The sequence below is a fragment of the Blautia sp. HCN-1074 genome, from assembly GCF_037890165.1.
Taxonomy (GTDB): Bacteria; Bacillota; Clostridia; order Lachnospirales; family Lachnospiraceae; genus Blautia_A.
Window position 1 is genome coordinate 95,158 of the sequence record NZ_JBBKBP010000005.1, and the last position, 20,233, is coordinate 115,390.

15 protein-coding genes are annotated in these 20,233 nt (G+C 38.2%); 13 read left to right on the forward strand and 2 right to left on the reverse strand.

Translation table 11 applies throughout. The annotated features are described in order from the left end of the window. Positions 1 to 138: 138 nt before the first annotated feature. The 9 genes from WKT11_RS06375 to WKT11_RS06415 all read left to right on the forward strand — a co-directional run bounded on the left by WKT11_RS06375 (position 139) and on the right by WKT11_RS06415 (position 13,022). Positions 139 to 1,029, forward strand: coding sequence for a Fic family protein (locus WKT11_RS06375; protein WP_117676237.1), 891 nt, complete (start codon positions 139 to 141; stop codon positions 1,027 to 1,029). A gap of 135 nt (positions 1,030 to 1,164) precedes the next feature. Further along, complete coding sequence (locus tag WKT11_RS06380) at positions 1,165 to 3,018, forward strand: class I SAM-dependent DNA methyltransferase (RefSeq protein ID WP_117676236.1); 1,854 nt, start codon at positions 1,165 to 1,167, stop codon at positions 3,016 to 3,018. Then, positions 3,015 to 4,172, forward strand: a complete 1,158-nt coding sequence (locus WKT11_RS06385) for a restriction endonuclease subunit S (protein ID WP_117676235.1) — start codon at positions 3,015 to 3,017, stop codon at positions 4,170 to 4,172. Before WKT11_RS06380 ends, WKT11_RS06385 begins: the two co-directional genes overlap by 4 nt. A 249-nt stretch (positions 4,173 to 4,421) precedes the next feature. Further along, positions 4,422 to 5,504 carry a hypothetical protein gene (locus WKT11_RS06390; protein ID WP_117676234.1) on the forward strand — a complete coding sequence of 361 codons (1,083 nt, stop codon included), beginning with the start codon at positions 4,422 to 4,424 and terminating at the stop codon, positions 5,502 to 5,504. A 20-nt stretch (positions 5,505 to 5,524) separates the two neighbouring features. Next, on the forward strand, positions 5,525 to 8,665 hold the full coding sequence (locus WKT11_RS06395) for a type I restriction endonuclease subunit R (protein ID WP_117676233.1): 3,141 nt from the start codon (positions 5,525 to 5,527) through the stop codon (positions 8,663 to 8,665). Between the two features lie 396 nt (positions 8,666 to 9,061). Next, entirely contained in the window at positions 9,062 to 9,244 is a 183-nt protein-coding gene (locus tag WKT11_RS06400) for a hypothetical protein (RefSeq protein WP_117676232.1), read from the forward strand. Between the two features lie 143 nt (positions 9,245 to 9,387). Further along, positions 9,388 to 10,143: a formate/nitrite transporter family protein gene (locus WKT11_RS06405; RefSeq protein ID WP_117844977.1), complete on the forward strand. Its 756-nt coding sequence runs from the start codon at positions 9,388 to 9,390 to the stop codon at positions 10,141 to 10,143. A gap of 1 nt (position 10,144) precedes the next feature. Further along, on the forward strand, positions 10,145 to 12,289 hold the full coding sequence (locus WKT11_RS06410; protein WP_117676230.1) for a DNA topoisomerase: 2,145 nt from the start codon (positions 10,145 to 10,147) through the stop codon (positions 12,287 to 12,289). Between the two features lie 64 nt (positions 12,290 to 12,353). Beyond that, positions 12,354 to 13,022, forward strand: a complete 669-nt coding sequence (locus WKT11_RS06415; protein ID WP_117676229.1) for a UDP-N-acetylglucosamine pyrophosphorylase — start codon at positions 12,354 to 12,356, stop codon at positions 13,020 to 13,022. A gap of 98 nt (positions 13,023 to 13,120) precedes the next feature. Here the strand turns inward: WKT11_RS06415 and WKT11_RS06420 are convergent, their stop codons facing one another. Further along, positions 13,121 to 13,861 (reverse strand): TraX family protein, encoded by a 741-nt coding sequence (locus WKT11_RS06420; RefSeq protein ID WP_117676228.1) that lies wholly within the window; start codon positions 13,859 to 13,861, stop codon positions 13,121 to 13,123. A gap of 511 nt (positions 13,862 to 14,372) precedes the next feature. Here WKT11_RS06420 and WKT11_RS06425 point away from each other — a divergent pair. The 4 genes from WKT11_RS06425 (at position 14,373) to WKT11_RS06440 (ending at position 17,341) form a co-directional block, all read left to right on the forward strand. Continuing rightward, positions 14,373 to 15,065, forward strand: coding sequence for an iron-sulfur cluster assembly scaffold protein (locus WKT11_RS06425; RefSeq protein WP_019161164.1), 693 nt, complete (start codon positions 14,373 to 14,375; stop codon positions 15,063 to 15,065). An 18-nt stretch (positions 15,066 to 15,083) separates the two neighbouring features. Beyond that, positions 15,084 to 16,094, forward strand: coding sequence for a GGGtGRT protein (locus WKT11_RS06430; protein ID WP_117844979.1), 1,011 nt, complete (start codon positions 15,084 to 15,086; stop codon positions 16,092 to 16,094). A 383-nt stretch (positions 16,095 to 16,477) separates the two neighbouring features. Then, positions 16,478 to 16,780, forward strand: coding sequence for an STAS domain-containing protein (locus WKT11_RS06435; protein WP_118419948.1), 303 nt, complete (start codon positions 16,478 to 16,480; stop codon positions 16,778 to 16,780). 150 nt (positions 16,781 to 16,930) lie between these two features. Beyond that, positions 16,931 to 17,341, forward strand: a complete 411-nt coding sequence (locus WKT11_RS06440; RefSeq protein ID WP_117677720.1) for an ATP-binding protein — start codon at positions 16,931 to 16,933, stop codon at positions 17,339 to 17,341. Between the two features lie 200 nt (positions 17,342 to 17,541). On the opposite strand, the gene WKT11_RS06445 is transcribed toward WKT11_RS06440, so the two are convergent. Beyond that, positions 17,542 to 19,977, reverse strand: coding sequence for a GH36-type glycosyl hydrolase domain-containing protein (locus WKT11_RS06445; RefSeq protein WP_117677719.1), 2,436 nt, complete (start codon positions 19,975 to 19,977; stop codon positions 17,542 to 17,544). Positions 19,978 to 20,233 lie beyond the last annotated feature (256 nt).

Here is a 20,233-nt window from a genome sequence, read left to right on the forward strand (position 1 = left end):
GTCTTTTTTAGAAAAGAATTAATATTTTTGCATCGGCAAAAAAATAGGTATAACAAACGAACATGTAGATTTGTTGCCGATAATATGGTATACTAATTGTAGTTAATATAGTTTTAAAATTTGGCAGGAGGGGAGCAGATGCAATATCTTTCAGTTGCTGAGACGGCAAAAAAATGGAATGTATCTGAACGTAGTGTAAGAAATTATTGTTCTCAGGGACGAGTCCCAGGAGCATTTCTTGCTGGGAAGACATGGAATATTCCTGGGAATGCAGAAAAACCGGAACGTTCTAATAAGAAAAAAAGTCAAACGATTACTTTGTTGGATATTTTACAGGATGAAAAAGCAAGCAAGTATGCCGGGGGTATTTATCATAAGACACAAATTGACTTAACATATAATTCAAACCATATGGAAGGTAGTAGACTGACTCACGATCAGACCCGATATATATTTGAGACAAACACCATTGGTGTAGAAAATGAAGTGCTTAATGTAGATGATGTGATTGAAACAGCAAATCATTTCCGATGTATTGATATGGTTATTGATCATGCCAAAATGGTACTGACAGAAAAATTTATCAAGGAACTGCATCTGATCCTGAAAAATGGTACCAGTGACTCCAGAAAGGATTGGTTTGCTGTTGGCGATTATAAGAAATTACCAAATGAAGTCGGCGGTATGGATACTACACTGCCGGAAGAAGTTGCCTATAGAATAAAAAAACTGCTGACAGAATATAACGCTAAGGAAGAAAAAACATTTGAAGATATTTTAGACTTCCATGTAAAGTTTGAGCGAATTCATCCATTCCAAGACGGCAATGGTCGAGTAGGTCGACTGATTATGTTTAAGGAATGTCTGAAATACAATATAGTTCCATTCATCATTGAAGATAATCTGAAAATGTTTTATTATCGCGGTTTGAAAGAATGGAATAATGAAAAAGGCTATCTGATGGATACCTGCCTGACTGCGCAGGATCGATATAAGGCGTATTTGGATTATTTTAGGATTGAATATTAAGAAAGTAGATTTATTAAGTGCCAAAAGGATGTTTTTAAATATCAATTCGATATTAAAAAAGGCTTTGAGGAATTATACTTTGAATTGCTATTTGAGGTAATGTGAATAACAAAATAATGAAGATGAGGAAAAATAATGATTAATATTCGTAAATTAGAGGCAGAATTATGGGAATCAGCAGACTTGCTTCGTGCGGGGTCAAAGCTAACTTCCAATCAGTATTGTATGCCAGTACTTGGTTTGATTTTTCTGCGTTATGCATATAGCAGATTTAAAATGGTAAAAGCGGAAATTCTCAAAAATCGTCCGTCTCGCGGTGGAAGAGTAATGCCGGTAGAAGCAAGTGATTTTGTAGCTAAAAGTGCGCTGTTTCTTCCGAAAGAAGCACAGTATGATTATCTGCTTAATCTTCCTGACGATATTAAATCAGCAGATTTGGTAAATAAAGATGGGCAATCAATGTCCAGTCTTGGTGAAGTAGTAAATAACGCAATGGCACTGATAGAAGAACAAAGCGAACAGCTTACAGGTGTATTACCCAAAGGTTATACTGATTTTTCTGATGAGCTTTTGTCTGAACTTCTTCGTATTTTCAATAACAGTGCACTTGATGAAGTTGGTGGCGATATTATTGGACGTATCTATGAATACTTCCTTAATAAATTTGCTAAAAATATTGCATCAGATGATGGAGTATTTTTTACACCCAAATCATTGGTGAAAATAATTGTGAATATTATTGAACCAAAGAGTGGTATTTTGCTTGATCCTGCATGTGGCTCAGGGGGTATGTTCGTTCAATCCGGTGATTTTATAAATCAATCCGGTATGAGTGCAAATAGTGCAATGACATTCTATGGACAGGAAAAGGTAGAATATAATGCCCAGCTCTGTTTGATGAATATGGCTGTTCATGGCCTTACTGGTGTTATTAAATCTGGTGATGAAGCTAATAGTTTTTATCATGATGCACACAATCTTGATGGCTGTTGTGACTATGTAATGGCAAATCCACCTTTCAATGTAGATAAAGTTAAAGCAGAGTCTTGTGAAAGCGCGAAACGTCTTCCATTTGGCATGCCAAGTGTTAATAAAAATAAAGAAGTTGGTAATGCAAATTATTTATGGATTTCTTATTTTTACAGCTATTTGAACGAAAAAGGTCGTGCCGGTTTTGTTATGGCTTCGTCTGCAACGGACAGTCAAGGTAAAGATAGAAATATTAGAGAAAGCCTTGTTAGAACTGGTGCTGTAGATGTAATGATTAGTGTGGGAAACAATTTTTTCTACACAAAATCCTTGCCTTGTTCTCTATGGTTTTTGGATAAAAATAAGAACGATGAAATTAAAGATAAAGTATTGTTTATAGATGCGAGAAATTATTATACGGTAGTTGATCGTACATTAAATGAATGGTCAGAATGGCAACTGAAAAATTTAAATGCTATTGTATGGTTGTATCGTGGTGAGACAGAAAAATATACTGAACTTCTGGATGAGTACAGAAGTATATTAGGCAATGAAAATTCATTTGAAGAATATCTTGGGTTATTGAAGGAAGAATTAAAAGATTTACAGATGCGTGCAAAAAATAAAATACAACATGCAGGACGCAATGATAAAAAGCGAATTCATGCTGAATACGATGAAATGATTGCTGATAGAAATGAAAAAATTACTATTGCAAAGGAAGCCAACTGGTTGTATGAAAAATTTGGTGACGGTGAATATAAAGATATCCTCGGACTTTGTAAAGTAGCTTACAAAACAGAAGAAGCAAAAGACGAAGATAAAGACGGAATCAGTATTGAAGAAAAAGGCTGGTCATTGACACCGGGAGCTTATGTTGGTGTTGCACCAGTAGAAGATGATGGCGTAGATTTTAAAGAACGTATGATTGAAATTCATTGTGAACTTTTATCTCTACAGGCAGAATCAAATGATTTGACGGATACGATCTCTAAAAGTTTGGAGAAGATGGGATTATGAGTTGGGAAAATGTAAAATTAGGTGATATCGCAGACTTTAGTAATGGGATTAATTTTGGAAAAGAGGCTTATGGTAAAGGTGTTAAACTTATAGGTGTATCAAATTTTGGAAACAGATTTTCACCAGATTATGATACTCTTGAAGAAGTAAAAGAGGAGGTGGTAAGAGAGAATGATTATCTTTCCGCAGGTGATATTGTTTTTGTTCGTTCAAATGGTAATAAAGAACTTGTTGGAAGATGTATGCTAGTGGATTCACCGAAAGATAAAATTACATACTCTGGATTTTGTATTAGAGCTAGAATTAAAGATATAACAAAGCATCATCCTGTTTTTTGGACATATCATTTCAAAGGCAAATCATTTAGAAAATCTATGTCAGGAACTGCAATAGGTGCAAATATTCAAAATCTTAGTCAAGGTCGTCTTGCCTCTTATGAGACAAGTGTTCCAGATCATGAGACACAAGTGCGTATAGCTGATATTTTATTTGCTTACGATAGCCTCATTGAAAACAATCAAAAACAAATCAAACTTCTTGAAGAAGCGGCACAGCGTCTTTATAAAGAATGGTTTGTGGATTTACGTTTTCCGGGATATGAAGATGTGGAGGTTGTTGATGGTGTGCCGGAGGGGTGGAAGAAAGAACATATTGGTAACTTGATAAAGAAAGTTACACGTACAAAACAAATAAAAACAGCTGAGTACCTGCCGGAAGGCACTTTTCCAATTATTGATCAAAGCCGTGATTTTATTGCTGGATATACAAATGATCAAGAAGCTGTGGTTGATATGGGCTGTCCGGTAATTGTATTTGGCGACCATACTCGTATTTTGAAATATATTCAATTTCCTTTTGCAAAAGGGGCTGATGGTACTCAACTAATTATAAGTAACAACGAAAATATGCCGCAGTCACTACTGTACTCTAGTCTTGTTGCTGTTGATCTTTCAAATTATCATTATGCTCGACATTTCAAGTACTTGAAAGCGGAAAATATTTTGGTGCCTTCAAGGGAAATTGCAAAGGAATTTGATTGGTATGTGTCACCAATGTTGCTTCAAATACAACAATTACGTAATATGGAAAATAAAGCGGCAGAAGCTCGTGACCGTTTGTTGCCAAAACTGATGAGCGGAGAAATTGAGGTGTAGTTTTTCTTGAAAGTAAATGAGGGATAGAGTGAAGGATAATATTTTTCCAATTCAAAGATTCTTTCAGATAAAATGGCAGAAATGTAGAATATGTTAATAAGGTAGAAGCGGAGAGGGTATATTGAGGAGATGTTAAAAGAATATCACTATATTGATTGGGTGTATTGAATAGTTAGAGACAATGCCGGACAGTTGATTTCTTGAAAGATTTATGTATAAATTGTTCAGGTATAGCCGTTAGGAGGTAACATGAGTGAGTTGGCAGAAGTTGAACGATTAATATCTATTCTCGTTATGCAAGAGGATGCAGAAACGATATATTCTCTGATACAGACTGAAAGAAATCCTATTTTTTCAATGGAGATAATTCCTTATTATGCATTGTTTGTTCAGTCGTGTCAGGAATTTATAGGTAAGAATTCCTTGCCTGAATTAATAGCTAAAGATTTAAGAGATATTCGCAATCATATCAAAGGATATGCATGTAGTTTTGGAAAAACCCAAAAAAGGGTAGCATTTGTTGATGATACCCAAAATAGGGATTTTAAAGAACAGCTTAAATTTGAATTTCTAAAAAAAATAAATATTCATTTGAATTTAGGAACATATTGGACAGATGATAAGAAAGTGATTGGTAATACACAACAGTTAGCAGACTTTTTAGCTGTAGAGAGTATGTTTGATCCTAAACTTAAGGAAAAAAACTATCAAATGGGTTATCAGATAGGATCATTTGTTTCATCAATTAGAGATGGGTTTGCCAATTCTTTTAATTATCATCCAATTATAGAAAGAAAATATACGTCTGTAGCTATTAATTATTATTGTGATATAAATACAAATAAAAAAAACGATTTGTTCTCAAAAGAATTATCAAAAGAAATTAATCTATTTTATTTGCATTTATTATGCAATATGAATTTTGTGAAGCATATATTGAAACCGTTATTTACAGATGGTAACACGTGGGTCTTTAGAGTTGAATATATTGTGACGTATTACACATTACGTGCATTAGAACGCTTAAAAAACCATTGTGAAAGCAACAAGGATATAGTCGTTGAAATGAAAGATATTTCTGATATTTCTAAGGATGGAAACAAAATTTTTAAAACACAATTACGAAATTGTATGATGCATTATAATCTTGAAAATGCAGAGGTTATAACCTTAAAAAATATTGATAAGCCTTTCTATGGAATTATCGAGAATTGTTTTGATGGGATGAGTTATCAAGATTATTTGTCAGATTTACATAGCTTATCTGATAAGATAATAAATTATTTGGAGACACGATTTGATTTTTCGAATGTGAAATTAGAAAAATTGTAGGAATCAAAGGAGAAATAAATATGAGCTACGATTATTCCGAAAATATACTTGTTCAGGAAAGTGCCGGTAATCTGCTCCGTGACGAATTGGGCTGGGATGTTCAGTTTGCTTACAATACAGAAGTTTTAGGGAGAGACGGCACTTTCGGTAGAGAAAGCTATAAAGAAATACTGCTGCTTCGTTATTTTTGTGAAGCACTAAAAAAATTGAATCCATGGATAAACGAAAGTCAAATTACTGAAGCACAGAAAGTATTAGAAAGCAGACTTTCTACATCTTCTCTTTTACAGGTGAATGAAGAAAAATATTTCCTTATTCGTGATGGTATTCCTGTTACAGTAAAGAAGCCCAATGGACAGACAGAAACAAAGAAAGCAGCTGTAATTGACTTTCAAAATCCAGATAATAACTATTTTCTTGCTATTAAAGAATTAAAAATCTACGGTGACTTATATCGTCGCAGAACAGATATTGTAGGGTTTGTAAATGGCATTCCATTGCTTTTTGTGGAATTGAAAAAGAATACTGTTGATATTCAGAATGCATATGATGATAACTATACAGATTATCAGGATACTATTCCTCATCTATTTTATTATAATGCGTTTCTTATGTTATCTAACGGTATGGAAGCAAAGGTCGGTACCCTTGGCAGTAAATATGAGTTTTTTCACGAGTGGAAGCGTCTTGCAGAGGAAGATCAGGGAAATGTAGCACTTGAGACGATGCTTCGTGGTATTTGTAAGAAAGAAAACTTTCTTGATTTGTTTGAAAACTTCATTCTATATGACCATTCCAATGGACATACAGCTAAAATTCTTGCTCGTAATCATCAATACCTTGGTGTAAATGAGGCAATGAAGGCGTACGCCGCAAGAAAACTAAATGATGGCAAATTGGGAGTATTTTGGCATACGCAAGGATCAGGAAAGAGCTATTCTATGGTGCTTTTTGCACAGAAAGTGCGTAGAAAATTTGCAGGTTCTCCGACATTTGTTATTCTTACTGATCGTGAAGAATTGAACACCCAGATAAGTGATACGTTTGAAAATTGTGGTTTGCTTGGTAAAACAAAAGCAACACAGTTTATTGCTACAAGTGGGGATGATCTTGTGCAGAAACTGAAGGGCAATCCGAGTTTTATCTTTACGCTTATCCAGAAATTTAATGAACCAAATGCAGAACCGATATATCCTGATCATGATATTATTATTATGTCTGACGAAGCGCACCGTAGTCAGTATGGTATCTTTGCAGATAATATGATGAAATTATTGCCTACCGCGGCACGTATTGGATTTACCGGAACACCATTGTTGTCCAGTGACAATATTACTGCTCGTACATTTGGTGGTTATGTGTCTGTTTATGATTTTAAAAGAGCAGTAGAAGATGGTGCTACGGTTCCGCTGTATTATGAAAATCGTGGCGAAAAAATTGTAGACTTACATAATCCGGAGATTACAGAACAGATTTTAAACGCTATTGAAAGTGCTGATCTCAATGTAGATCAACAGGATAAATTGGAAACAGAATTTTCAAAAGAGATTCATTTGTTAACAGCAGAGCCGAGATTAAGATCTATTGCTTATGATTTTGTAAATCATTATTCGGATTTATGGACAAGCGGAAAGGCTATGTTTGTTTGCCTGAATAAGGTTACCTGTGTTCGTATGTATAATTATGTACAGGAACACTGGAAAGAGAAAATCAAGGAGTTGAAAGCAAAAATAAAAACGGCCACTCAACAGGAAGCACAGGGACTTGAACGTAAGCTGAAGTGGATGCAGGAAACCGAAATGGCTGTAGTTATTAGCCAGGAACAGAATGAAATTCAAACTTTTAAAAAGTGGGATTTAGATATTAAATATCATCGTGCAAAGATGGAAAAACGTGAATTGGATAAGGAATTTAAAGATTCAGAGAATCCACTTCGAGTAGTTTTTGTTTGTGCAATGTGGCTTACTGGATTTGATGTAAAATGCCTGTCATGTCTGTATTTGGATAAACCATTGAAGGCGCATACATTGATGCAGACAATTGCTCGTGCAAATCGCGTCAGTGAAGGCAAGAGCAACGGTCTGATTATTGATTATATAGGTATTGTAAAAGCACTCAGAAAAGCATTAGCAGATTATACGGCTAATGTCGGTGGAAATAGAGGAACAGATCCTACAGTAGATAAAGAGAAACTGATAACCCGTATTATTGAAACCATTGCCAAGACAAAAGCGTTTTTATTAGAACATGATTTTGAGTTGCAGAAGTTGATTGATGCCTATGATTTCATGAAATTGTCGTATCTGCAAGAAGCTGCGAATGCTGTTTGCGGAATAATTGAAGATAAGAAAACTTTTACTACCTATGCTTCAGAACTGAACCGGCTTATGAAATATATTGATCGTGATGACATTACGGATAATACCCGCAAGGAATACGAGGCAATATCAGCTATTTATTCAGAACTGCAAAAAAAGCGTAAACATATCAATACAACAGATTTGATGGTGGAAATTAATGCAATTATAAGTTCATATGTTGAAATTCAACATACTCCGATGATGGTGCATGAAGAACCACGTCGTTTTGATATCAGTGCTATCGATTTTGATTTGCTTCGCAGAGAGTTTGCAAAAGTTAAGAAAAAGAATCTGGTATTAAAAGATTTGGACGAGCTTATTCAGAAAAAATTGGATAAGATGCTGTTTACCAATCCGGATCGCATTAATTATTATGAAAGATACCAACAGATTATCAATGAGTACAATAGTGAACAGGACAGAGCAACAATCGAAAAGACCTTCATGGATTTGATGAATCTGGCAAGTAGTATGAATCAGGAAGAACAGCGTTATGCTCGGGAAGGCTTTAACAATGATGAGGAACTTTCGCTCTACGATATGCTGTTCCGAGAAGATTTGAGCAAGAACGATATTAAAAAACTGAAAGAGATTGCGGCCGCATTGCTTCAGAAAATCAAAGTAAAAATTTCAGAGTTGGATCATTGGACAGATAAACAGGAAACGAAAGCAGCTGTAGATAACTTGATTCGAGATACTCTTTGGGCAGAATTGCCGGAATGTTATGATGAAATGAGTATTTCAACATATCGTCAGAAGATTTACGAGTATGTTTATACACGATACAAAGAGGTTGCGTAGAATAATAATTGGCAATCCATGATGTGTTAAGGATATATATTGTTCATCACTGGGTATAAAAAGCCATATGGGATTGCGCACTCTTGCCGAAGAAAGACTAGGTGTGGCTGGTTCTGACGGTTGAATTTTATTTGGAAAGAGTTAATCTATCATAAATGGTTTTTGCTGATATATTATTGGATAAGTACATTGAGTTCTTAAAAAAATATGTTATACTAAAATTAATCATTTAACAGAGAAATATCTAAAAATATATTTTTATTCACTTAACTTATTTATAAATAGCCATATTCTAATTGTAGCTTGTATAAATCAGGTGGCAAATCTGCACAGTATCTGTGCATAAATCGATTACATAATTATATACAGGAAACAGAGAGAGGTGGAGAAGTGGATATGTGTAAAGCGTTAGATGATATTTATAATGATGGAGTAAAAAAGGGTACTGAAGAAAATGAAAGTATCAATGATGCATTGATAGTTGCGCTGGCAAATGCAGGCAGGGTGCAGGAAATCGTACGCTGTACATCAGATAAAGAGTATAAGAAGAAATTGCTTGCAGAGTTTAATTTAAACTGATAGTAGTCGCTTGCATTTGTAAGTTTTACAGATAATTACAAATCCGTGCATAAAATTCTGGAATTGTATGACGATTTCGGTTGTACAATAGATATGAAAATGCTATAATGTATGAAAATAAATACATTTGCGGAGGTGTAATTATGAATTATGAAGATGTACAAAAAGTGTCAAATGCGGCGAAGGCCAAGAGCAATCTGGTAAACACCAACTTCTTCAAGTACTTTGTACGCGCGGTCATGGCGGGATTCTTTATTGATATGGCCATGATCTACAGTAATGTAGTTGGAAATGTTTTCTCCAAGACCACGCCGGAATGGGGAAAATTTCTGGGAGCTTTGGTATTCTCGATTGCAGTACTTTTGATCAGCTTCGTAGGCGGTGAACTTTTTACCGGTAATAATATGGTAATGGCATTCGGAGCCTTTGATAAACAGGTAAGCTGGAAAGAAGCTGGCAAGGTATGGGGTGTAAGCTACCTCGGAAACTTTGTAGGATGTTTTATTATGGCAGTGCTTTTTGCATGGGCAGGAGCATCCGGAACTGCAGATTATTTTGCGGGATTTATCGGAAACAAGCTGAGTATCTCGCTTGGACAGATGTTTTTCAGAGCAGTGCTTTGCAACTTCTTCGTCTGTCTTGGTGTACTCTGTGGTATGAAACTGAAAAGTGATGCAGGAAGATTTCTGATGATTACCATGTGTATCTCAGGATTCGTTGTAAGTGGATTTGAGCACTGCATCGCAAATATGGGAATCTTTGTTACCGCATACTGTCTGGTACCTGGATTATCCATCGGAGCCATGGTTAAGAGCATGGTAGTTGTAACATTAGGAAATATGGTGGGTGGTGCCTTATTACTGGCATGGCCGCTTAGAAAGATGAGTGCAGATAAATAATATGTCAAAAGCTTTATACATAGCCGAAAAGCCCAGTGTGGCACAGGAATTCGCGAAAGCTTTGAAAATCAACGGACAAAGACGGGACGGCTACCTGGAATCTTCAGACAGTGTGGTGACTTGGTGTGTCGGACACCTGGTCACCATGAGCTACCCGGAAAAATATGATATCAAATACAAAAGGTGGAGTTTAGATACCCTGCCTTTTTTGCCGCGCGAATTTAAATATGAAATAATCCCTGGGGTACAGAAACAGTTTGAGATTGTAAAAGGACTGTTAAACAGGGAAGATGTGGATACTATTTACGTGTGTACCGACTCCGGACGTGAAGGAGAATATATCTATCGTCTGGTCGCACAGATGGCAGGTGTCCATGGAAAGAAAGAAAAGAGAGTCTGGATCGACTCTCAGACAGAAGAAGAAATCATGCGAGGAATCAGAGAGGCAAAAGATCTGTCTGCTTATGACAATCTTTCCGCTTCAGCCTATCTTCGGGCGAAAGAAGACTATCTGATGGGAATAAATTTTTCCCGCGTGCTGACACTGCGATATGGAAACAGTGTGTCAAATTATTTAAATACGAAACATCAGGCCATTTCCGTTGGGCGTGTGATGACCTGTGTGCTTGGAATGGTAGTGCGAAGAGAACGGGAGATTCGGGTATTTGTAAAAACACCGTTTTACCGGGTGCTCAGCAGCATTGCGCTTGAGGGAGAAAACTTTGAAGGGGAGTGGAGGGCTGTTAAGGGCAGCCGGTATTTCCAGACTCCTTATCTGTATAAAGAAAACGGATTTAAAGAGAAAGCATACGCAGAGAAGCTGATACAGGAGTTGTCTGTCAACCAGCCGTTGCAATGTGTGGTGGACAAGGTTGAAAGAAAGAAAGAAAATAAAAATCCCCCGCTTTTATTTAATCTGGCAGAACTTCAGAATGTATGCTCAAAGCTGTTTAAAATCAGTCCGGATGAAACGCTGAAAATCGTACAGGAACTGTATGAGAAGAAACTGGTCACATATCCGAGAACCGATGCGCGTGTGCTCTCAACAGCGGCGGCTAAAGAGATTTATAAAAATATTTCCGGATTGCGCAATTATGAACACACAACAGAAATCGCGCAGCACATTATTGAGCAGGGAAACTATAAGAATCTGGCAAAGACCCGATATGTCAATGACAAACAGATTACAGACCATTATGCCATCGTTCCGACTGGACAGGGACTAAATGCATTGAGAAGCGTTTCTCTTACTGCGCAGCGTGTATATGAGACAATCGTAAGGAGATTTCTTTGTATTTTCTATCCGCCGGCAGTATATCAGAAGGTCAGTCTTGTGACAAAGATACAGGGAGAGAGCTTCTTTTCTTCATTTAAAGTACTGCTGGATGAAGGTTATTTAAAGATTGCCTCAAATTCTTTTGCGAAACGAAAGGCAGCAGACGCAGTAAATGGAGCAAACCAAGCCAGCGCAGCTGGAAATGCCGGAAGTGATGCGGATTCAGATAATGAAAAAAATGGCTCAGATAATTCTTCAGAGGATATGGCGTGCGACACCAGACTACTGGCTGCATTGCAGAACCTGAAGAAAGGTGATATACTCTCGGTAGATGACCTGAGTATCAAAGAGGGTGAAACATCACCGCCGAAGCGTTACAATTCCGGTTCTATGATTCTTGCCATGGAGAATGCCGGACAGCTGATCGAGGATGAGGAACTTCGTGCTCAGATCAAGAGCTGCGGAATCGGCACCAGTGCAACCAGAGCTGAGATTCTGAAGAAACTGTTCAATATCAAATATCTGGCACTGAATAAGAAAACGCAGATGATCACACCGACACTTCTGGGTGAGATGATTTTTGATGTGGTAAATTGTTCTATCAGACAGCTTCTGAACCCGGAACTTACAGCAAGCTGGGAAAAAGGTCTCAATTATGTGGCGGAGGGAAGTATCACAGAGCAGGAATATATGGATAAGCTGGAACATTTTGTAAGAGTGCGTACGAAACAGGTGGAGGACAGTAATTTCCAACCTTATCTGCGACAGTTTTTTGACGCGGCAGCTGTTAATTATAAAATCCAAGTTGGCAAAACCAATACAAAAACAACAGCCAGAGCAGGGCGGTCACGTACTTATCAAAAATCATAAAATGTTTATCCGGGCAAAATATGAGAAAAATGAAAATAATAATTAAAGAAAAGAGGAAAACAGGATGTTAAAGGATTTCACGATTGCGAATCTTCTGGATTTAAATGAAACGATTGCAAAGGATTTATTTGAAGGAAAAACCTATCCATGGGAAGTGTTACCGGAGATTGGCGATTTTATCCTGAAACTGGGACAGACTTTAAGTGAAGAAGAATATAATCATCCGTCAGAAGATGTATGGATTGCAAAGAGCGCGAAAGTAGCACCGACAGCCTGCATTAACGGACCGGTCATTATCGGAAAAGAAGCAGAGGTACGCCACTGTGCATTTATCCGCGGAAAAGCTATTGTAGGTGAGGGAGCAGTAGTAGGAAATTCAACAGAGCTTAAGAACGCAGTGCTTTTTAACAAAGTGCAGGTTCCTCATTATAATTATGTGGGTGATGCGGTTCTGGGTTATAAATCCCATATGGGAGCAGGCTCCATCTGTTCCAATGTAAAATCAGATAAAAGGTTAGTTATCGTAAAAGATGGTGAAGAGAAGATCGAGACAGGACTTAAGAAATTTGGCGCTATGCTGGGAGATAATGTAGAAGTAGGATGCGGTTCTGTATTAAATCCTGGAACTGTAATCGGACGCTGCTGCAATATTTATCCGCTTTCCTCTGTAAGAGGCTGTGTACCTGCAAACCATATCTATAAATCAAAAGCTGAAATTGTAGAGAAACAGTGAAATAGAAAAAGGTGTTAAGAAACGGATGAAGAACAGAGGTTTCTTAACACCTTTTTCTATGAAGAATAACAAAAGCTCAGGACGTTTTCAAACGCATTTTACCGGAAGAACAGAAGCTGTCTGAGAATCACCAGAATTATGATATGTACCGGATAAAACCAGTAAAAGACATATTTCAGAAATTTTCCTTTCACAAATCCACGTTCTCCGTTATACATATTAATGGAGAGAAATGCAAAGCAGGCTTTCCATTCATAATAAAGCCAGCAGCTTCCGATGATAGCCTGGGCAGTTTTTTCATTGCGAAACCAGTACATGATAAGCAGGAAAACAAACCCCCTCCATCCGTAATCTGCCTTAAGAAAAACGGAGACAGCGAGTAATGCCAGTATGCATACAAACTGCATCTTCTGATTATCCCAGAAGTATTCAAGGGCGCAGAAGGCCAGATATCCCAGAAACAGGGTAAAAAAGACGTTCTGTTTCTCGTATCGCCAGGTATTTGTAAACATGAAATTCCACGGAATTTCAGAAATACATGCGAATAAAAAGAGATTTCGTCCGTATTTTCTGCGGTTATGGGTGTGCAGAAATCCTTCGACTAACAGAAAACAGAAAATAGGAAAAGCCGCCCTTCCGATATCACGGAAAATACGATACCAGCTGTAATCCACTCCACCAAAACTGAAAAGTATTGCATTTGCAGGTGGATAGTTATACAGAATCATTACACCTGTATGGTCGATAAGCATCAGGATGATCGCGATTAATTTTAAAGCACTTCCGCTCAGAACCCGAAATCGTTCGGGAAGAAAAGAAGCAGGTAATGATGTTGTCATGATGAAAATCCTTTCTTTGGTAATACAATTTCTGATATACTTGCTTTTTTATAATTTAGTATGGCTGACAAGTTGATTTTTGAAACAATTTCACTGAATAAATTTTTTGTTTTAGAGCGAAAGAAGACATGGCGGTGGCTATGGCAACCGACGACAACGCGGAAATTTAAATGTAAGATTATTTTAGAAATCAACTTATTGGTATATTTGTCTATTGTATCACATAAACGCTATAAATTGTATCTGTTTATGCAAATTGCCTAAAAGGCTGACAAATCAGTAAAGAAAGTATCTGCCAGAGACAAAAAAATCAAAGATAGTTAAAAATTTTACAAATTATGACTGGACGAATCTCCACTTTTGTGAGAAAATAACACTAGGTTGTTAGGCATACTCATCTGCAGTCATTCAGCAGACGGCAGAGATCTGCATTATGTGGTTCATTCAGCAGTTCCGCATAGTGGCGGGTATAACAACATGAAGTTAATCTATACTTGAAAGGAGTTTTACAATGATTTATTCACGCGAAGTAGAAGAAATGTGCCCAGTTGCACAGGGCGTTCATCATGGCGCCGCTCCAATCCCAGAAGAAGCTAAATGGGTACAGGCAAAAGAAGTCAAAGACATTTCCGGTCTTACACACGGTGTTGGCTGGTGTGCACCACAGCAGGGTGCCTGCAAGCTTACATTAAATGTTAAAGAAGGTATCATCCAGGAAGCACTGGTTGAGACTATCGGATGTTCAGGTATGACTCATTCAGCAGCTATGGCTTCCGAGATTCTTCCGGGCCTGACTGTAATGGAGGCACTGAACACTGACTTAGTTTGTGATGCGATTAATACAGCTATGAGAGAACTCTTCCTTCAGATCGTTTACGGACGTACACAGTCTGCATTCTCAGAAGACGGACTTCCGGTAGGCGCTGGACTTGAGGACCTTGGTAAAGGACTTCGCTCTCAGGTTGGTACAATGTATGGAACTCTGAAAAAAGGACCTCGTTACCTTGAAATGGCAGAAGGTTATGTAACAGGTATTGCTCTTGATGCAGATGATGAGATCATCGGATATCAGTTCGTAAGCCTTGGAAAAATGACTGATTTCATCAAAAAAGGCGATGACCCGAATACTGCATGGGAAAAAGCAAAAGGTCAGTACGGCCGTGTTGCAGACGCTGTTAAAATTATCGACCCAAGAAAAGAATAATTTAGGAGGTAACAGGAAATGGCTTTATTTGAATCATATGAGAGACGAATTGACAAGATCAATTCTGTTTTAAACAGCTATGGCATTGCTTCTATCGAAGAAGCTGAGAAAATCACAAAAGACGCAGGTCTTAATGTTTACGATCAGATCAAAGGCATTCAGCCGATCTGTTTCGAGAACGCTTGCTGGGCATATACAGTAGGTGCTGCTATCGCAATCAAAAAAGGATGCAAGAAAGCAGCAGACGCAGCAGCAGCTATCGGTGAAGGACTTCAGGCTTTCTGTATTCCTGGATCCGTTGCTGATACACGTAAAGTAGGTCTTGGACATGGTAACCTTGGCAAAATGCTTCTTGAAGAAGAGACAGAGTGCTTCTGCTTCCTGGCTGGACATGAGTCTTTCGCAGCAGCTGAAGGTGCTATCGGTATCGCTGAGAAAGCAAACAAAGTTCGTCAGAAACCATTACGTGTTATCCTGAACGGTCTTGGAAAAGATGCTGCTCAGATCATCTCCCGTATCAACGGCTTTACATATGTAGAGACAGAATACGATCCATACAAGAACGAAGTTAAAGAAGTATTCAGAAAATCCTATTCTGAAGGTCTTCGTGCAAAAGTTAACTGCTACGGCGCAAACAGCGTTCCGGAAGGTGTTGCTATCATGTGGAAAGAAGACGTTGACGTTTCTATCACAGGTAACTCCACAAACCCGACACGTTTCCAGCATCCGGTTGCAGGTACATACAAGAAAGAACGTCTTGAAGCAGGAAAGAAATACTTCTCTGTTGCTTCCGGTGGTGGTACAGGACGTACACTTCACCCAGACAACATGGCAGCAGGCCCGGCTTCCTATGGTATGACAGATACATTAGGACGTATGCACTCTGATGCACAGTTCGCTGGTTCTTCTTCCGTACCGGCTCATGTAGAGATGATGGGTCTTATCGGAGCAGGTAACAACCCGATGGTTGGTATGACTGTTGCAGTAGCTGTTTCCATTGAGGAAGCTGCTAAAGCTGGCAAGTTCTAATTCATATAAAAGAAAATAAAGTGTAAGCGCGTTGAAAGTGCCGCAAACTCAAGGGTTTGCGGCACTTTTGTTATGTGGAGATAAAAGGTACGGCTTTAGAACGAAACAGTTTCAAAAAGCACAAAAAAATTTGAGTAGCTAACACGTAGCTAACACACGTAGCTAACACTTTTGGACATGAAAAAAGCGGCAGATAAGCTCTGCCGCAGGATGTCATTTCTTTATTTTTTCAATTTCATTTTTCGGATCATCAAACGTACATTGCTTTGTTTAGAAACGCAAAAAATTACTTCTTCAAATCTCAGAAAAAATCATGTATAATATAGGCAATATAATTTGAAGGAAATTTAATAGAAATTTTTATAATTTGAAGGGAGAATAAAATGAGTCTTAAGATCGAAAAGCAAAGTGAAGGAACAAAAGATACTGTATTATTATCAGGCAGATTAGATACAACGACGGCGCCGGAACTGGAAGCCTTTATGGAAAAGGAACTGAAAGATACACAGGAGCTTGTATTTGATCTGACGGATCTGGAGTATATTTCATCAGCAGGCTTGCGTGTACTCCTGAAAGTACAGAAATATATGAATAAAAAAGGAGATTTCAAATTGACCCATGTCAGCGAGGTTATAGAGGAAATATTTGAAATTACAGGATTCAGTGATATATTAACAATCGAGTAATTTATAAAAAGGGTTTTGTGATGAGAACAGAACCCTTTTTTGGAATTTGTTAGTGCACTGGTTATTATTAGAGGCAAAAAGAACCAGCTGTATTTCGGAATGATTTTTTAAACACACTCCAGAAAACAACTTGCAGGAAGGAGAAGGGATTTGAAGGATATTACAGTTGAAGCAAAAGTAGAGAACATTGATGTTGTAACAAATTTTGTAAATGATATTTTAGAAGAAAATTGCTGCCCTATGAAGATTCAGATGCAGATAGATGTTGTTATTGATGAAATATTTGGAAATATTTCATATTATGCTTATGGCGCTGATGGTGGAAAAGCTTCGGTACAGGCTGGAATAGAGAAAGGAATGATCGTTCTGGTTTTTATTGATCAGGGAATTCCCTATAATCCGTTGGAGAACAAAGATCCGGATATAACCCTGAATCTGGAAGAGAGAGAAATTGGTGGTCTTGGAATTTATATGGTTAAGAAAATAATGGATGAAGTTTCCTATGAATATATGGATGGACAGAATATCCTGAGAATGAGAAAAAGTTTAAGTAGCAGATAAAATTTTTTCTGAACTTATAGAAAGTTAAAAAACCAGCTATCTGATAATATTTCATCGAATTGCAAAATACGCCAGACGAAATATTGTCATTAGCTGGTTTTACTTTTATGAATTGTACCAAATAGTAAAAGCAGATTGTACATATCTCTTGCTTGCAAAAGATATGTAGTGCTGTACAAGTTTGCGACAGATAGTTTCTATTATCCCATGTATACAGTTACATGATATTCTTTCTTGCCTTCTTCAAATGGAATCAGGCATCCTTCATGTTCTTTTCCGTCTACAACGACTTTCTTAACACCCTTCTGAACATTATCAGGATTTTTAACGTCGATATAATAAACAGCATCTCTGAAAGTTCTGGTAAGTTTGAAATCACCGAAGCCTTCCGGAATACATGGATTGATGCAGAGTCCATCATAGGATGGCTGTACACCCAGGATTGCCTGAGACAGATTCCAGAAAGTCCATGCTGCTGTACCGGTCAGCCAGCTGTTCTTTGCCTGACCATGGAAGACTGCGTCAGCACCTGCAACCATCTGTGAATATATGTACGGCTCTGTGCAATGAATCTCACTTATGCCCTCGATATAGGACGGACAAGTCTTCTTGTAAATCTCAAACGCCCTGTTACCGCGTCCGATTACGGTTTCTGCGATAGAAACCCACGGATTGTTGTGGCAGAAGATACCTGCATTTTCTTTATATCCCGGCGGGTAGGAGGAAATTTCTCCAAGATTCAGATAATACTGGGTATAAGCCGGCTGCAGGATCATAATGCCATATTTCGTATCAAGACGCTCTTTGACAGAATCCAGAGCTTTTTCGGCAAGGCCTTCTTTGACCCCGATTCCAGCCATAACGCAGAAGCCCTGTGGCTCGATGAAAATCTGTCCCTCTTTACATTCTTTGGAACCGACTTTCTGAGATTCGGCATCGTATGCACGGAGGAACCATTCTCCATCCCATCCAGCATCAAGTACTGCCTGATACATCTGATCTACTTCTTTTTCTGCTCTTTCGGCAGCCGCGGTGTCACCTATATGACGGCTGATTTCTGCGAATTCTTTTCCGTATTTTACGAACATACCTGCGATAAATACGGATTCTGCAACAGGTCCTTCAGATGGGCCAGTTGTCTGGAAGGATTCTCCTGGTTCTGTGGAGAAACAGTTCAGGTTCAGACAGTCATTCCAGTCTGCGCGTCCGATCAGTGGAAGTTTGTGCGGCCCGAGATGAGTTGCTGTATATTCGAAAGAACGATGCAGATGCTCATACAGAGGAGCTGCCTTTTCTTTCTGATTATCAAAGTCAACCATTTCATTTAAGATAGAGAAGTCTCCGGTTTCTTTCAGGTAAGCGGAAACTGCTGCAATCAGCCATAACGGGTCATCATTGAAACCGCTTCCGATATCCAGGTTACCCTTCTTGGTAAGTGGCTGATACTGATGATAAGCACTTCCGTTTTCAAACTGAGTGGCAGCAATATCGAGGATACGTTCTCTTGCGCGTTCCGGAATCAGATGTACGAAACCAAGGAGATCCTGACAGGAATCACGGAATCCCATTCCGCGGCCTGTACCGGATTCATAATAGGAAGCGGAACGAGACATATTAAAGGTGACCATACATTGGTACTGATTCCAGATATTTGCCATACGATTTACATGCTCATCGTTACTCTCTACATGATAACGGGAGAGAAGCTTGTCCCAGTAAGCATTCAGCTCGGCAAATGAAGCATCAACCTGTTCGGTTGTCTGGAACTGTCTGAGAATCTTATGAGCGCCGTCCTTGCGGATTACGTTTGGAGCGATAAATTTCTGATCCTGTGGATTTTCGCTGTATCCCAGAACAAAAATAAAATCCTTGGATTCTCCTGCAGAAAGTGTTATATTAATCTGGTGGCTTGCGATTGGATACCATCCGCTTGCAACAGAATTTCTTGCTTTATTCTCTTTTACAGCAACAGGAAAAGCATTTCCGTTGTTCATACCAAGGAAAGCATCTCTGCTTGTATCAAAACCATCCACCGGGCTGTTTACGCTAAAGAAACTGTAATGTCTGCGGCGTTCGCGATATTCGGTTTTATGGTAAATAGTGCTGCCTTCGATCTCAACTTCACCGATACTTAAATTTCTCTGGAAGTTTGTACTGTCATCTACGGCATTCCAGAGGCAGAACTCTACATAAGAGAAGAGAGAAAAGGTTTTCGGAGCATCAGTTGTGTTTGCGAGAGTCAGTTTATTAATCTCACAGGTTGTGTTTACAGGAACAAAAGCAAGAAGATCAGCTTTTAATCCATTTTTGGAAGACAGAAAACGGCTGTAGCCGATTCCGTGATGGCATTCATAAGAATCCAGTGGTGTCTTGGAAGGCATGGAACCTGGGTTCCAGATTTCTTCTCCATCATGGATATAGTAATATTTTCCGTTGGAATCTACCGGAATATTGTTGTAGCGGTAACGGGTGATACGAAGAAGTTTGGCATCTTTGTAGAAACTGTATCCGCCACAAGTGTTAGAAATCAGGGAGAAAAAGTCCTGAGATCCCAGATAGTTGATCCATGGAAGCGGAGTATCTGGGGTAGTGATGACATATTCTTTGGCGTTGTCATCGAAATAACCGAATTTCATAAGAAGTCCTCCTGTTTTATTATGATTTTGCGTCAGTTGTTTTAAATATACAGAAAATTCAAACACGAAAACGAATAAGTTTAGAATAAAAACAGACGATTATCGTGGCATTACTGCTATTTGTCTCTAGTATAGCGGAAGACAGTGATAAAATCAATTGTTTTACAGAAAAATAAGTGTCAAAAAATAAGAGGGTATTTTCGTTAAAATGATGAATTGGATTTGTGATAATGGAAAAATATTGGGTGTTAAAATT

Coding starts and splice junctions, on each gene's coding strand:
- WKT11_RS06375 (WP_117676237.1), top strand. CDS start 139: ATGCAATATCTTTCAGTTGCTGAGACGGCAAAAAAATGGAATGTATCT.
- WKT11_RS06380 (WP_117676236.1), top strand. CDS start 1,165: ATGATTAATATTCGTAAATTAGAGGCAGAATTATGGGAATCAGCAGAC.
- WKT11_RS06385 (WP_117676235.1), top strand. CDS start 3,015: ATGAGTTGGGAAAATGTAAAATTAGGTGATATCGCAGACTTTAGTAAT.
- WKT11_RS06390 (WP_117676234.1), top strand. CDS start 4,422: ATGAGTGAGTTGGCAGAAGTTGAACGATTAATATCTATTCTCGTTATG.
- WKT11_RS06395 (WP_117676233.1), top strand. CDS start 5,525: ATGAGCTACGATTATTCCGAAAATATACTTGTTCAGGAAAGTGCCGGT.
- WKT11_RS06400 (WP_117676232.1), top strand. CDS start 9,062: ATGTGTAAAGCGTTAGATGATATTTATAATGATGGAGTAAAAAAGGGT.
- WKT11_RS06405 (WP_117844977.1), top strand. CDS start 9,388: ATGAATTATGAAGATGTACAAAAAGTGTCAAATGCGGCGAAGGCCAAG.
- WKT11_RS06410 (WP_117676230.1), top strand. CDS start 10,145: ATGTCAAAAGCTTTATACATAGCCGAAAAGCCCAGTGTGGCACAGGAA.
- WKT11_RS06415 (WP_117676229.1), top strand. CDS start 12,354: ATGTTAAAGGATTTCACGATTGCGAATCTTCTGGATTTAAATGAAACG.
- WKT11_RS06420 (WP_117676228.1), bottom strand. CDS start 13,861: ATGACAACATCATTACCTGCTTCTTTTCTTCCCGAACGATTTCGGGTT.
- WKT11_RS06425 (WP_019161164.1), top strand. CDS start 14,373: ATGATTTATTCACGCGAAGTAGAAGAAATGTGCCCAGTTGCACAGGGC.
- WKT11_RS06430 (WP_117844979.1), top strand. CDS start 15,084: ATGGCTTTATTTGAATCATATGAGAGACGAATTGACAAGATCAATTCT.
- WKT11_RS06435 (WP_118419948.1), top strand. CDS start 16,478: ATGAGTCTTAAGATCGAAAAGCAAAGTGAAGGAACAAAAGATACTGTA.
- WKT11_RS06445 (WP_117677719.1), bottom strand. CDS start 19,977: ATGAAATTCGGTTATTTCGATGACAACGCCAAAGAATATGTCATCACT.